9 protein-coding genes and 1 pseudogene are annotated in these 13,080 nt (G+C 59.7%); 7 read left to right on the plus strand and 3 right to left on the minus strand.

What is annotated here, in order from left to right:
- Positions 1-102 precede the first annotated feature (102 nt).
- From IPM54_28155 to IPM54_28165, 3 genes and pseudogenes are all read left to right on the plus strand, one after another.
- Positions 103-1,287, plus strand: a complete 1,185-nt coding sequence (locus IPM54_28155) for an efflux RND transporter periplasmic adaptor subunit (protein ID MBK9263664.1) — start codon at positions 103-105, stop codon at positions 1,285-1,287.
- A 3-nt stretch (positions 1,288-1,290) separates the two neighbouring features.
- Positions 1,291-4,446, plus strand: a pseudogene (locus tag IPM54_28160) (efflux RND transporter permease subunit).
- Positions 4,443-5,876 carry an efflux transporter outer membrane subunit gene (locus tag IPM54_28165; protein ID MBK9263665.1) on the plus strand — a complete coding sequence of 478 codons (1,434 nt, stop codon included), beginning with the start codon at positions 4,443-4,445 and terminating at the stop codon, positions 5,874-5,876. Before IPM54_28160 ends, IPM54_28165 begins: the two are co-directional and overlap by 4 nt.
- Here the strand turns inward: IPM54_28165 and IPM54_28170 are convergent.
- Positions 5,873-6,934, minus strand: a complete 1,062-nt coding sequence (locus IPM54_28170; protein MBK9263666.1) for a cation diffusion facilitator family transporter — start codon at positions 6,932-6,934, stop codon at positions 5,873-5,875. The genes IPM54_28165 and IPM54_28170 overlap by 4 nt on opposite strands.
- Positions 6,935-7,279: 345 nt before the next feature.
- Between IPM54_28170 and IPM54_28175 the strand changes: the two genes are divergently transcribed.
- The 3 genes from IPM54_28175 to IPM54_28185 all read left to right on the plus strand — a co-directional run bounded on the left by IPM54_28175 (position 7,280) and on the right by IPM54_28185 (position 9,460).
- A complete protein-coding gene (locus IPM54_28175) occupies positions 7,280-7,960 on the plus strand; it encodes a hypothetical protein (GenBank protein MBK9263667.1) in 681 nt (226 codons plus the stop codon).
- Positions 7,961-8,648: 688 nt separating this feature from the next.
- Positions 8,649-9,005 carry a hypothetical protein gene (locus IPM54_28180; GenBank protein ID MBK9263668.1) on the plus strand — a complete coding sequence of 119 codons (357 nt, stop codon included), beginning with the start codon at positions 8,649-8,651 and terminating at the stop codon, positions 9,003-9,005.
- 26 nt (positions 9,006-9,031) lie between these two features.
- Entirely contained in the window at positions 9,032-9,460 is a 429-nt protein-coding gene (locus IPM54_28185) for a hypothetical protein (protein ID MBK9263669.1), read from the plus strand.
- On the opposite strand, the gene IPM54_28190 is transcribed toward IPM54_28185, so the two are convergent.
- Positions 9,402-10,775 carry a hypothetical protein gene (locus IPM54_28190; protein MBK9263670.1) on the minus strand — a complete coding sequence of 458 codons (1,374 nt, stop codon included), beginning with the start codon at positions 10,773-10,775 and terminating at the stop codon, positions 9,402-9,404. The genes IPM54_28185 and IPM54_28190 overlap by 59 nt on opposite strands.
- A gap of 124 nt (positions 10,776-10,899) precedes the next feature.
- Positions 10,900-11,847, minus strand: a complete 948-nt coding sequence (locus IPM54_28195) for a hypothetical protein (protein MBK9263671.1) — start codon at positions 11,845-11,847, stop codon at positions 10,900-10,902.
- A 93-nt stretch (positions 11,848-11,940) separates the two neighbouring features.
- Between IPM54_28195 and IPM54_28200 the strand changes: the two genes are divergently transcribed.
- Positions 11,941-13,056 (plus strand): hypothetical protein, encoded by a 1,116-nt coding sequence (locus IPM54_28200; protein ID MBK9263672.1) that lies wholly within the window; start codon positions 11,941-11,943, stop codon positions 13,054-13,056.
- Positions 13,057-13,080 lie beyond the last annotated feature (24 nt).

The following is a 13,080-nucleotide window of genomic DNA, read 5'->3' on the forward strand; positions in this document are numbered from 1 at the left end:
GCGCGTTGCCATGTCCGCATGCGCAATCGGAGCGGAACATTACGCAATTGTAATGTTCAGCGTAAAGACGCGTGGCGCTTCAAAGTCTAGTGTCCGGCCACGATGCCTCGACATAAAACCGCCCGCTTCGTCTTCCCGCGTGTTTGCAGCAAATCAAAACAGGATGCATTTCGTAGCGTTCGTGCAGTACGCATTGCATTGACGCTCGTCATGCTCGGTCTGCTCGGCGGCTGCGGAAGCAAAGTCGAAGCTGCCGCGCAAACGCCGCTCCAGAACTTCCCCGTCGCTTCGCCCGAGCGCGCGGATACTTTCTTCGAGCGTGAGTATGTCGCCGAAATACGAGCCATTCGTTACGCCGAAGTGAGGTCGCGCATCAAGGGGATCCTCGAATCCGTCGCCGTCGACGAAGGCCAAGCCGTGAAGGCCGGGCAGACACTGTTCTCCATCAGCGCACGGGACCTCAAGCAGGACGTGCTCGTCGCGCGAGCTGCCAGCCTTGGTGCCGAGGCAGAGCTTGCAGCCGCAAGACTCGAACGCGACAATACGAAGTTTCTATTCGACAAGAAGTTCGTCTCCGAGGCCGAGCTGGCGCTGGCCGATTCGAAGGTCAAGACGCTGAAGGCCAAAGTCGACGAGCTCCGCGCGAGCACGGGGCGCAGCACGATCGAGCTTGGTTATGCGCAAATCAAGGCGCCGTTCGACGGAATCGTGAACCGCATCCCGCGCAAAGACGGTTCCGCCATTGGCGAAGACGAGCTGCTCACGACCATCACGGACACGCGCGAGGTGTATGCGTATTTCAACATTTCCGAGCGCGAATACCTCGAATACATGGGCAAAGCACCGGACGAGCGTCCAAAGGAAGTTTCGCTCGAGCTGGCAGATGGCAGCATGTTCCAAAGCACGGGCGTCATCGACGCCATTGCCAGCGAATTCAGCAAGGAGACGGGCAACATCGCTTTCCGGGCCAAGTTCCCGAATGCGAGCGGCATCCTGAAGCACGGCAGCAGCGGCAAGGTCGTTCTCAGGACGAATTTGCCATCCGCCATGATGGTGCCGCAAAAGTCAACCTTCGAGGTCCAGGGAGAGCTCTACGTGTACGCGCTCGACGCCGACGACACCCCGAGAGCTCGCAAGGTCGTTCCGAAAGTGCGCCTAAAAGACGCATTCGTCATCGAAAGCGGCCTCGAAACGACGGATCGCATTGTCGTCGAGGGCGTGCAGAAGATCAAAGAGGGCGTTCGTATCGGCGTGCTTCCCTCGCATGGCAAGCCGGTCGGAGGCTAATCGATGCTGACAACGTTCGTACGTCGTCCCGTTCTGTCAGCAGTCATTTCGATCATCATCACCCTCCTTGGCTTGCTCGCTCTGCAGCGCATGCCGATGACGCTGTTTCCAAGCGTCGCGCCGCCGGAGGTCAACGTCACGGTCGAATACACGGGCGCCAATGCAGAGACCGTCACCAAGGCGGCGATCGTACCGCTCGAGCGGGCGATCAATGGCGTACCGGGGATGAAGTACATGAGCAGCGACACCGGTAACGATGGTGTCGGCGTCGTGCAAATTCTATTCAGAAACCGGGACCGATCCGGATGTCGCCGCAATCAACGTCCAGAACCGGGTGAATTCGGTCATGGGCGAGCTACCGGCGGAGGTCATTCGCAATGGCGTGAAGATCGCGAAAGAAGAAAACGCAATGCTCATGTACCTGAGCATTCACAGCACGAATCCGGATCACGACGAAAAATTCCTTTACAACTTTGCGGACATCAACGTTCTTGCGGAGCTGAAACGCATCAATGGCGTGGGGTACGCCGACATTTTGGGAGCCAAAGAATACGCCATGCGCGTATGGCTCGAGCCAGACAAAATGGCGGCCTACCAAGTCTCGACGGACGAGGTGCTCGAAGTACTCGAAAACTACAACGTCGAGGCGGCGCCGGGAAAAATCGGCGAAAATAGCGACAAGGGGACGACCCCGCTGCAATACACGCTGAAGTACACTGGCAAATTCAATTCCGTCGAGCAATACGAGAACATCCCGATCCGCTCCACCCCGAATGGCGAGGTCCTCAAAATCAAAGACGTCGCCAACGTGGAATTCGGGACCATGTATTTCGACGTCGAAGCGAAATTCAATGGCAAACCCGCCGCGTCGATTCTCCTCAAGCAGCTTCCAGGTTCGAATGCGCGACAAGTCATCTCCGCGGTCAAAGAGCGGCTCGTGACGCTCAAACAGGACACGTTTCTCCCCGGAATGGACTACGACGTCAGCTTCGACGTGAGTCGCTTTCTCGATGCGTCCGTGCACGAGGTCATCAAAACGCTCCTCGAAGCATTCGTGCTCGTCGCCATTGTCGTGTTCTTGTTCCTTCAAGACCTGCGCTCGACGCTCATCCCCGTCGTCGCCGTCCCGGTATCGCTCATTGGAACGCTCGTCTTCACGCAATTTCTGGGCTTCTCGCTCAACCTGATCACGCTCTTTGCGCTGGTTTTGGCCGTCGGCATCGTCGTCGACAACGCCATCGTCGTGGTCGAAGCCGTCCACTACAAGATGACGCATTTGCACCTCGAGCCGCGCGCCGCGACCGAGCAAGCAATGACCGAAATCGGCCCGGCCATCGTCGCCATTACGCTCGTCATGGGCTCGGTCTTCGTGCCGCTCGCGTTCATCGATGGGCCATCGGGGATCTTCTATCGACAGTTCTCGCTATCGATGCTCATCGCCATCGTGCTGTCCGGCATCATCGCGGTCACGCTGACTTCGTCGATGTGCGCAGCGCTGCTCCGGCCGCACGAGGCGACCTCCGGGCGCTCGTTGCTCACGAGGTTTTTCGATCGATTCAATGCTGGATACCTCGCGTTCGAAAGTCGTTATGCAGGGCTCGTGCGTCGCACGGCTGCGCGTCGCCTGATGACGTGGTCTCTGCTCGGAGCGTTCGTCGCGGGCACGGCGATGATCGCGGGAAAGGTGCCCAAAGGGTTCATACCGAACGAAGATCAGGGCGTGTTTTATGTCAGCGTCACGTCTCCGGCGGGCGCGACGCTCGAACGCACCAAAGAGGTCATCAATGCCATCGCAACCGCTGGGCGCGATATCGAAGGAGTGGAGAGCATATCGACGTTGGCAGGGACGAACATTCTTTCGGACGGCACTGGTGCCACCTACGGGACATGCCTCGTCAACCTGAAGCCATGGGAAGAGCGCACGCAATCGGTCGATGACATCATCGAAGCGTTCAAACGACGTACCGAGCATATTCAAGCGGCGGACATCGAGTTTTTCCCTCCGCCGGCAGTGCCTGGTTACGGCAATGCGAGCGGGTTCGAGCTGCGCGTTCTCGACAAGACGGGTCGAGGCGATTTTGGCGAAATGCAGCGGGTCGTCGACCAATTCATCGTCGACTTGAAAGGGCGGCCGGAGATCGGGAGCGCCTTCACGATTTTCAACGCCAATTACCCGCAATACACGGTGAACATCGACGTCGAAAAAGCCGCGCAGAAAGGCGTCACGGTCGACAACGCGCTCGGCACGCTCCAAACCTTGATCGGCAGCGAATACGCGACGAACTTCATTCGCTTCGGGCAAATGTACAAGGTCATGGTGCAGGCGCTGCCCGAATATCGCGCGACCCCGAGCAAATCTTGAAGCTGCAAGCTCGAAACGATCGCGGCGAGCTGGTCATGTTGTCTTCGTTCATGACCATTGAAAAATCGTACGGCGTGGACCAGACGACGCGTTACAACATGTACCCGTCCGCCGAGCTCAATGGAGACGGCAAACCCGGCGTCAGCAGCGGCGACGTTCTGAAAGCGATTCAGGAAACGGCGCGCGAAAAGCTCCCACGCGGCTTTGCCATTGACTGGGCAGGCATTTCGCGCGACGAGGTGAACGCGGGCAACCAGGGCCTCATCGTCGCCCTCATCGCGCTCATCTTCGTCTATCTGGTCCTCGCGGCGCAATACGAGAGCTTCTTGTTGCCAGCTTCCGTCATTCTCTCCTTGCCTCCTGGGGTATTCGGCGCGTTCGGTTTGCTGAAGTTGACCGGGCTCGAAAACAACATCTACACGCACATCGCGCTCGTCGTGCTCATCGGCTTGCTCGGCAAGAACGCCATTCTCATCGTGGAATTCGCCGAGCTGAAGTGTGCCGAGGGTCTCCGCCCATTCGATGCCGTTCTCGAAGCATCGCGGCTGCGGCTGCGCCCCATTCTGATGACGTCGTTCGCGTTCATCGCCGGCTTGATACCGCTTGCCATTGCGAGCGGCGCCGGGGCGCTCGCCAATCGCACGATTGGCACGGCCACGGTCGGAGGCATGGTCATGGGCACGATTTGGGGCCTCGTCATCGTTCCTGGGCTGTACTTGGTGTTCAAAGGAATTGCGTTGAAGCTCGCGAGATCGGAGAGCCCCGTGGCGCCGAATCCCGATGGAGCCTTGGGATGACCATGCAAACGAAATGGTTGCTCTTGCCCGCATTGCTGACTGTATCGGGCTGCGCGTCGCTCGATACGTCGGTGAAAGTGCCCGAGGTGAAGCTCCCCGCGGCCTACGAGGGAAATGCTTCCGGACGGGCCATCGCGCAAATGAATTGGAAGGAATACTTTGCGGATGAAAACCTCAATGGGCTCATCACGCTCGCGCTGAAAGGCAATTACGACCTGTTGATGGCCTTGCAGCGAATCGAGATTGCGCGGGCAAGCATCAAGCAGACGACGGGGGCGTTGTATCCGCAGGTTTCCTTCGGCGTCGGCGCAGCCGTGCGCAAGTTTGGTCTCTATACGATGGATGGCGCGGGCAATGCGACGACGGACATGACGCCTGGAAAGCGCGTCCCGGAGCATTTGCCCGACTTTTTGATTGGATTGCAGTCGACGTGGGAAGTCGACGTATGGGGGAAACTGCGAAGCCTGCGAGGTTCGGCGCGTGCACAGCTTCTCGCGACCATCGAGGGCACGAACGTGGTCATCACGAATTTGGTCGCAGATATTGCCATAGCATACATCGAGCTCGTCGCGCTCGACCATACGCAATCGTTGCTCGAGCAAACCGTCGAGCGGCAAGCGGAGATGGTCGAGCTGATGCAGGCGCAGAAGGACGCTGGGCGAGCGAACGAGCTTGCCGTGAAGCAGTTCGAGGCGCAGCTTGCGAATACGCGGGCGATGGTGGCCGAGACGAAGCGGTGGTCACGGGAGCTCGAAAACCACATCAATCTTCTCGTGGGGCGGATGCCCCAGCCCATCGTGCGGTCGAAGGATCTTTTGCTGCGTCCGATTGCCGCAACGGTTGCGGCCGGTGTTCCGTCGGATTTGCTCCGAAATCGCCCCGACATTCGGGAGGCCGAGCAGCAAGTCGAGGCGACGAAATTCGATTTGGCGGCGGCTCGCGCTGCGTTCTTTCCGAGCCTCAGCCTTTCGGCGGGCATTGGTTTTCAGGCATTCGATCCGCGGTATTTGTTCATCACGCCCGAGTCGCTGGTGTATTCGTTAGCGGCTGGGATCTTGACGCCGCTCGTGAACCGGAGCGGGCTGGAGGCTCAATTCGACGCGGCCAAAGCGCTGCAAGTGCAAGCGCTGTACAACTACCAGGGCACGATTCTCAGGAGCTTCGTCGAGGTCGCCAATGGTCTCGTGGCCCTCGAACGCACGGCCGAGATCGTCGAGCAGAAGAAGCTTCAGAAAGAGGCTGTTTCTCGGACGGTCGAAACGGCCGAAGCGTTGTTCCGCACTGGCAAAGCGACGTATTTGGAGGTGCTCGTCGCGCAACAAAATACGCTGGATGCGGACTTGGAGCTGATCGACCGATTGAAAGAGCGTCAAATTGCAGCGGTGCGGCTCTACAGAGCCCTGGGCGGAGGCTGGCGCGAAGTGCGTTAAACGGCGGCGCTGATGGCACTCTCTTTCGCTTGACTTACCTTTTCTTGCGCCAACGCTTCGGCGTGGTAATCGACTTCGATATCGATGTGCTTCGCCTCGGGAATGACAGCTCGCACGGCGGCTTCGATGTCGTCAATTTCATCACTTAGCGCCTTGATTGCCCCATCGGCCATCGTCCGCAAGGTGGCTTCACGTTCCGCGCCCGAAAGCGCGCTTGGATGGTTCGGCAATGACCGGTCGAGCTTTTTCGCGAGAAACGCCGGCTCGAACGTGACTTCAGCCTTGAGCTTGTAGAGCTCCGGCGTAATGAGACGACTTTTCACATCGCGCACGCTACGCACGCTGGGCCGTTCGCGCAATACGCGCAAAAACGTTTCTTCGACACCATCCGGCACGGCTTTGCCAATGAGGAGCTCCCGATTCTGCCAAACGAGATGCAGCGCAATGTACCCAAGGAGCAAGCCCACGAGAATCGACGCGATGGCGTCGAATGCAGGATTTCCCGTTACATAAGCTGCGCTGATACCCATCGCGGCGAGGACGAGCCCGAGGACGGCGGCGCCATCTTCCAGCAAAATCGCCACGGTCGCCGGATCGGCCCTCTCCCGGACGTATCGCATGAAGGGCATGGATCCTCGTTGTTTGGACACGGTGCGCACGGCGAATAGCAGCGCACTGCCTTCGATGAGGAACGACAAGCCGAGCACGGCGAAGGTCACCATGTTGATCGAGGGTTCGTGCGGATCGCGCAAGCCGTCGATGCCGTGGTAGACGGTCACGCCGCAGCCAACGAAGAAGATACCGGCCGCCGAAAGCAGGCCGAACACGAATCGTTCGCCGCCGTATCCGTAGTGGAAATCGTCGTCACCTTTTCGCGAACCGCGCTTCAACCCGATGAACAAGAGGAGCTGGTTGCCCGTATCGGCGGCGCTGTGGATGGCTTCGGAGAGCATCGCACCCGAGCCTGAAAGGAAAAACGCAACGAACTTGATGATCGTCACGAACGAGTTCGCCGCGAGCGCAGCTACCACGGCGGGAAGCGAAGACGGAGTCGCCATGAGGCTTCATCGCATGTCTTGGCGCGCGTTCCAAGCCCGTCCCGTTCCCAAAGGTGCCAACCACTTTGGAGCGCGTTGGCCGGGTCACCCGTTCCCAAAGGTGCCAACCACTTTGGAGCCCGTTGGCCGGGTCACCCGTTCCCAAAGGTGCCAACCACTTTGGAGCGCGTTGGCCGGGTCACCCATCCCCAGGTGCCAGCCACTTTGGAGCCCGTTGGCCGGGTCACCCGTTCCCAAAGGTGCCAACCACTTTGGATCGTCCCTACCACCTTTGGCGCCCCCTGCCGTCCCGATCCTCCACAAAATACTTGCCTTCGTCAATCGTTCGCTGTTACCCTCCACCCCATGCGTAAACTCGTTCTAAGCCGTAGCCTTCTCTACTTCCTGGAGGAAGTCGAATACACCGAAGCGGCCCTTCGCGCCGATTCCGATGCCGAGTCACTCGCGCCCGCATTTGAGGACGCCATCGCCGATTGGGAAGCCCTTTTCAAGCGCGAGCGCGATGCGCGCCGCAACGTCGTCCGCACCGAAGCCGTCGTCGCCGTCCGCAATCAGCAAATCGACCGCTTGACCATGAAGTTCGGCACGCTCGTCCGCGCCGTCGCCCCCGCTTTCATGGACCGCGTGTTCAAAGTCGCCCCGCATGCCTTCGTTCGCGCCAATCTGCGCAAGCAATGCGAAGCCACGAAAAACGTCATCGTCGCCGAAGTCGCCAAGCTCGAAGCCGAACACCCGCTCAAGTCTTTCGGCGCATTGCTCGATACGCTTGCCACCGCGACGATCACGGCGCTCGATGACCGCGGCGCTCGAAAAGGCGCCTCGCAGATCGTCGCCAACGATGTGCTCGAATGGAAAGAGGGCATCAACAATTTGCGCACGACGACGTACGCCGACCTCTTGAAGATTGCGACGGCCAAGGGATACCCTCGCACTTGGGTGGAATCGTTCTTCCGCGCTGCCGCGAACGACGAAGAAGAAGCCGAAACGGAAGTCGCCCCGGAATCCGTACCCGCCTCGCCCACGTGACGCTCGCCCACCCCGCGGGCGTCCGCCGGCGCCAAAAAACGTCAACATGGTGCTTGCAGCGGCTGTCAGCGGCATGTTGACGTGCAACTCGCCGCATGCAGGCGCTGCATGGGGCGAGTTTACGCATCAACGAAGGCTTTTCAGAAGTGGTTGGCACCTTGTTGACGGCTCGACACGGTCCTGACAGGGCCTGCACGGACCGAGTTGACGTTTCAACTTGGTGGAAGCAGAGCCAGCATGGACCAAGTTGACGGATGAACAGGGGTCGTGCGGGGGCTGATCGGGGTGGGTTGAGGCGGGGTGGCACGTCGTGCCTCCGTCGCGCGAATGCGGTTGCACCAACCTTTCATCTGAGGATACCTTGGCATTCTCTCTGACGTGCGAGTGCCAGATGACAAGCGGCAAGTGGACGATAGCTCGACTCGGCTTTTGCGTGAGCGCGTCGCTGTTCGGGGGATGCACGAGCACCGTGACCGTGCCGGCATCCGAGCTGCCGCAGCTCAGCACGCAAACGGTCCGCGCCTCGTCGGAGTGGCCTACGGTTCACGCGTTCGAAGGTGAGCGCATCCCAATCGTTGGGCCCATTGAACGCATCGACATCCACAGTGCCCAGAGCACCGTGCCGCTGTACCCGCGGTTTGCTGCGCGCATTCATGGGCCGTACTTGGAAGTGACCAGCGCGAGCGGAATGCGTGGCATCTCGCTCGAAGGCAATCCCACAATCACCATCCAATACGAGAACCTGACGAGGAAGCGCAACATTCTCGGAAGCATACTGATCGTGGCGGGCGCGCCATTTCTGATGGGTGGCGGGGTTTTTATCGTCAACGCAGCGAGAAACCGCGATGCGATCTTCGAAGGGAGCCTCGAACGAACAAGCTCCCTGTTTATTGGGATTCCTTTCGCAGCGGCAGGACTGGGCTTAGCCATTCCCGGTATCATCTTCGTCGCAACGAATCCTAAGAAACGCGCTCACGTCTCGGCAGCGCTTCAGCCAAGGTTGCAGGTCGGACCCGGCGGCGTGGGCATGATGATGGCGTTCTGAGATGCTCGATGTGATATGCTGCACCCATGCACAACGTGTCGCTCATGGGGTTTGCATTGACAGTCATTACGTTCGTCGCAGCGTGTGGCTCGTCGGATGAACGCGTGACGGTCGGGACGAGCGCAGGAACGGGGGGAGCCGCAGGCCAAGCCGGGCAAGACGCCGGAGTGGATATGGGAGAACAAGGCGCTTCGCCGCACATCGCGCCAACTTGGGTCAAGATCCTGCCCGACATCGACGCTGTCGATCTCGCTGCAGACACGACCAATCATCTTCTGTTCGTTGGGTATGGCGGCGCGGATGCAAGCACGTACGCTTGCAGAAACGACGGAATGGCAATGGTCGCCTTGGCCTCGTTGCCATCCGGGCGAAACAGCGCATGCGCAAGGCCGAAAGTCAGGCTTTGGAATTGCGTTCCATCATGCGCTGCTGAATCCTCGGTTCCTCGCGGATGATCGGGTGCACGTCGTACCATTCGTCCCCACTTGGGTAGGTCAAGATCAACCGTTTTTCATAAAGACGCGCAAAAGCCGCCATCTTGCCGCCCGAATCTTGCGGAGGCTCGCGGGCCGTCGCAACCTCGGCCAATACATCCAGGTCCGTTCCGAGGAGCGTGTGTACGTATTCTTGTTTCACGCGGGCAATGGTTCGATCCACGAAATCGGCGCTGACCGGAAAGTCCTTGCCCATGAGGACGATGTCCCGCACCAAACGCACGAGGTCGCGAAGATACCCGCCCGACGCGCGGACGAGCTTGCGCACGCTTTCCGACGAGGCCGAACCAAACACGGCATCCAGATCGATACGACGCTGCAGGACGTCCGTGAGCGCTCGGATACCGTCTTCATGATCCTTCTGCGTGTGCCTGTCGCAGACTTTCACCATGGGAAGCACGAGCGGCGGCGCATCGTAGGCATTCCACATCGCGAAACGATACTTGAGCCACAGAGGAAACGTGTATACGACATGGCAAGGAATTCGCAATTGCGATGCCTGCGTCACGTACAACAGCTCGATGCTTTTTTCAATCGTGTCTCGATCGCGTTCTTGAATCGGCTGAATCTTGTCGAGCCCATCGACGAGCACCACGACGCGCAGATACTTGTTCTTCTTCGCCTTGCGCATTCGCTCGATCGATTGCGTCATGCTGGCCCGCGCAAGATCCAAAAATGCCTGCCCTCGCCGAGCAACGGCCTCGCGGGCAGCATCCCGAAACGAGGGCGAATTTTTGATTTCCAGCATCAGATTGACGCCACCGCCGAGGTATTGTCCGAAATCGATTTTGCCCAAAAAGTCGACCTTGGTGTTCTCGAGAAAAGCGACGAATAGCGGCAAGAAGCCTTTTTTCGGGTCGGGCTTGCCCGTTTCGATGATATTCGCCTCCTCGTCCATGCGGAAGGCAATGACGCGCAAGATGTCTGCAATGCCAACGGGATTGTACAGATCGAAAAATTGCTCCCCGTCGACGAACACGACCGCGGTCGGATACGGATCGTCATCCGGCTTTTTGACAGCAGGATCGACAGTCCGCTCGAGGCGTTCCCGAAGCCGGTTCAGCTCGGTGGTTTTGCCGCTGCCGGGGAACCCTGAAAAGAGGACACAGGCTTCTTCGGTGTTGACCAACGAACGCCAAAGAACGTCCGTGCTCGCGGCACCATCGTCCCCACGAACGGCATCCAGCGGTACATACATGCGATCGTTGGAGCCGTCGACGGGCGTGGTCTTGAGAGCCCTCAGAAAATCAGACGTCTGCTGGCGGGACAAAGACATCGCGGCTCGGCTAACATGGTGCCAGAGCCGGGTCAAGTTTCACGTTTGGGTCGGTGACGGCCTCGCCTCCCAAAGGTGCCAGCCACTTTGGAGCGCGTTGGCCGGGTCACCCCGGCGCTTCTCCTCATCCATCGACCGGCTTCGTCAAGCGAATAGCTCGCTCGATCGCCGCCTCCATTCCTTCCATTCCCTCGCCGAAATCGACGCCCGTGAAAAGATACCACCGCTCCTCGTGCTCGGCCCATCCGCCAGGCGTTATGCGCACGAGCGGACTCAATGTCTCGAGCTCGAGCATGTCGGCATTGGTGAACGTCTCGGTGTTGCACCCAAAATCAGCATGCGGACCTGGCAAAACAGCGTATCGCTTCACGAAAAGCACGTCCTCGCGCCGATAAGCAATCCATCCCTCTTCGCTGTAAAATCCAATCTTCTGCGGCGCTGTGGCTTCGGGATCCTGACGCAACAAGAATAGACGATCCCCGAACGTCCATCGCGGGTCGTGAAGACGCGTGTAAGGCCATAAAACGAGCGGCCGGACTGGCGTGAGTCGCTCCGTATGCGGCTGAAATGGCGCCTGCGGAAAAATCCCCATGCCCAAAGGAGCCATGACCGTGAGCGCCCATAATGCAAGCTCCACGTCGAATGCACCGCAATTCTCCATTCGGTGCACGACCCGAACCTCGCTGCCGCGCGCTCCAAGCGTCACGCGCATCGATTTTCGTAAGCGCGTGTTGTCCTCGATGCCCTGAACCAGCGTGACCGTGTCCCCGTCCGTGGTGACCTCGATCGGTCGATTGTCGGGATAATACGTGCGCTCAGGATGCTCGGGCGCGTGCCATAACCGATGCCCGCCATACGCATGCCATGGCTCGCCGAAAGGCGTTGGTTGGCCTTGGCCGGGCGGCAATTCCGCGAGAATGTTGTCGCCACCAAGCGGCGCATACCGAATGATGCGCGGGCCATAGTCGGTGCTGAGCAAAAGCTCGACCGCGTCGCTCGCCAGACGCACATGGTTGGGAAAACCGAGGTACGATACGTGCAGGTCCATGGTTTGACTCGGAGTGTTGGGCATCGAGCGGCTCGCTGCAAGCCTTCGAGCGGCGCTCGACGCATGCGCACGATTTTTGTTCGGTCACGCAGCCGCCCGTGGTAGAAGCCGCGCGTCATGAATTACGAGCAGCTCGTCGATCAAGGTGATTACAAGGGCGCACTGGATCTCCTTCGCCAAGCCACATCGGGGCCTCGAGCGGATCCGGCACAGCTTCTTTCGCGATTCAGCATGGAAGTGCGCCTGCAAGATTTCGACGCTGCGGAAAGCACGATGCAGCGGCTTTGCGCGGCGGCTCCCGATGTTGCGCCGGTCATGAGCCAACTGGGGCTCGCAGCACGCGCCGAACGTCTTGCGATTCAGCGTCTGAAAGACCCCGCGCTGGCAACGAAACGGGCAACGCCGGGAATTCCGCCGCCTCATGCGCTGGCGCTCGTCAAAGTGGCCCTTGCGCATGCCCAAGGTGACGTGACGAATGCCAAAGCGGCGCTCGCGGAAGCTCGGTCGATGACGCCCGCCACGTCGGGAACGCTCGTGCGAAAAAACGGCGCCACCATTGCATTCACCGACATCACGGATACGGACGACCTCACAGGCGCGTCACTGCCGTGTTACGAAGGCTCGCAACTGCTGGACATCGCCTACAGCGAATTGCGAAGCATCACGTTTCAGGAGCCCAAGACGTCCTTCGACGTGATGTGGCCGCGGGCAGAAGTGGTTCTCGTCACGGGTGAAGCCCTTCGAGTTCGCGTGCCGGCGCTTTATCCAGGCAGCGGATGCGCTGAAGACAGCTTCGTTCGCACCGGGCAAATGACGACGTGGACCCGCGACAAGGGCTACGCCGAAGGCCACGGCCAGCGCGATCTCTCGCTGACGACGGCCGAAGGCAATGCGATCGTGGGCCTCAATAGCATTGCGTCGATTACGTTCGACAATGCAATGCGCGCAGCACCCGGCCGAGGTGGGCAAGCGATAACGACGCAGGAGCGCCCCTGGTCCGCGGCCGAACGGGGCGTTGCATGGGCAGTCGGCATTCTGGGCGCCCTCATGGTGCTTCGCCCGAGCCTGCTTCTGTTCAGTTTCGGAGACGATCCCCGCATTCCCGCCATCGTATTCGGGCTCATCCTATGTGGCGGCGTCGGTTGGGTCACTGCACAGCGCTCGACGAAAGCCATGGCGGCGGTGGCGGTGGTGATCACATTCGTGGTGACGACGCTCAAGTGGGTGTTGTAATGCGCTGATACGACGAAGCGAGCA

The organism is Polyangiaceae bacterium, from assembly GCA_016715885.1.
Taxonomy (GTDB): domain Bacteria; phylum Myxococcota_A; class Polyangia; order Polyangiales; family Polyangiaceae; genus Polyangium.

What these genes read in the sequence shown, in the direction of transcription:
- IPM54_28155 (MBK9263664.1), top strand. Translation starts at nt 103, where the DNA reads ATGCCTCGACATAAAACCGCCCGCTTCGTCTTCCCGCGTGTTTGCAGC.
- IPM54_28165 (MBK9263665.1), top strand. Translation starts at nt 4,443, where the DNA reads ATGACCATGCAAACGAAATGGTTGCTCTTGCCCGCATTGCTGACTGTA.
- IPM54_28170 (MBK9263666.1), bottom strand. Translation starts at nt 6,934, where the DNA reads ATGGCGACTCCGTCTTCGCTTCCCGCCGTGGTAGCTGCGCTCGCGGCG.
- IPM54_28175 (MBK9263667.1), top strand. Translation starts at nt 7,280, where the DNA reads ATGCGTAAACTCGTTCTAAGCCGTAGCCTTCTCTACTTCCTGGAGGAA.
- IPM54_28180 (MBK9263668.1), top strand. Translation starts at nt 8,649, where the DNA reads ATGCGTGGCATCTCGCTCGAAGGCAATCCCACAATCACCATCCAATAC.
- IPM54_28185 (MBK9263669.1), top strand. Translation starts at nt 9,032, where the DNA reads ATGCACAACGTGTCGCTCATGGGGTTTGCATTGACAGTCATTACGTTC.
- IPM54_28190 (MBK9263670.1), bottom strand. Translation starts at nt 10,775, where the DNA reads ATGTCTTTGTCCCGCCAGCAGACGTCTGATTTTCTGAGGGCTCTCAAG.
- IPM54_28195 (MBK9263671.1), bottom strand. Translation starts at nt 11,847, where the DNA reads ATGCCCAACACTCCGAGTCAAACCATGGACCTGCACGTATCGTACCTC.
- IPM54_28200 (MBK9263672.1), top strand. Translation starts at nt 11,941, where the DNA reads ATGAATTACGAGCAGCTCGTCGATCAAGGTGATTACAAGGGCGCACTG.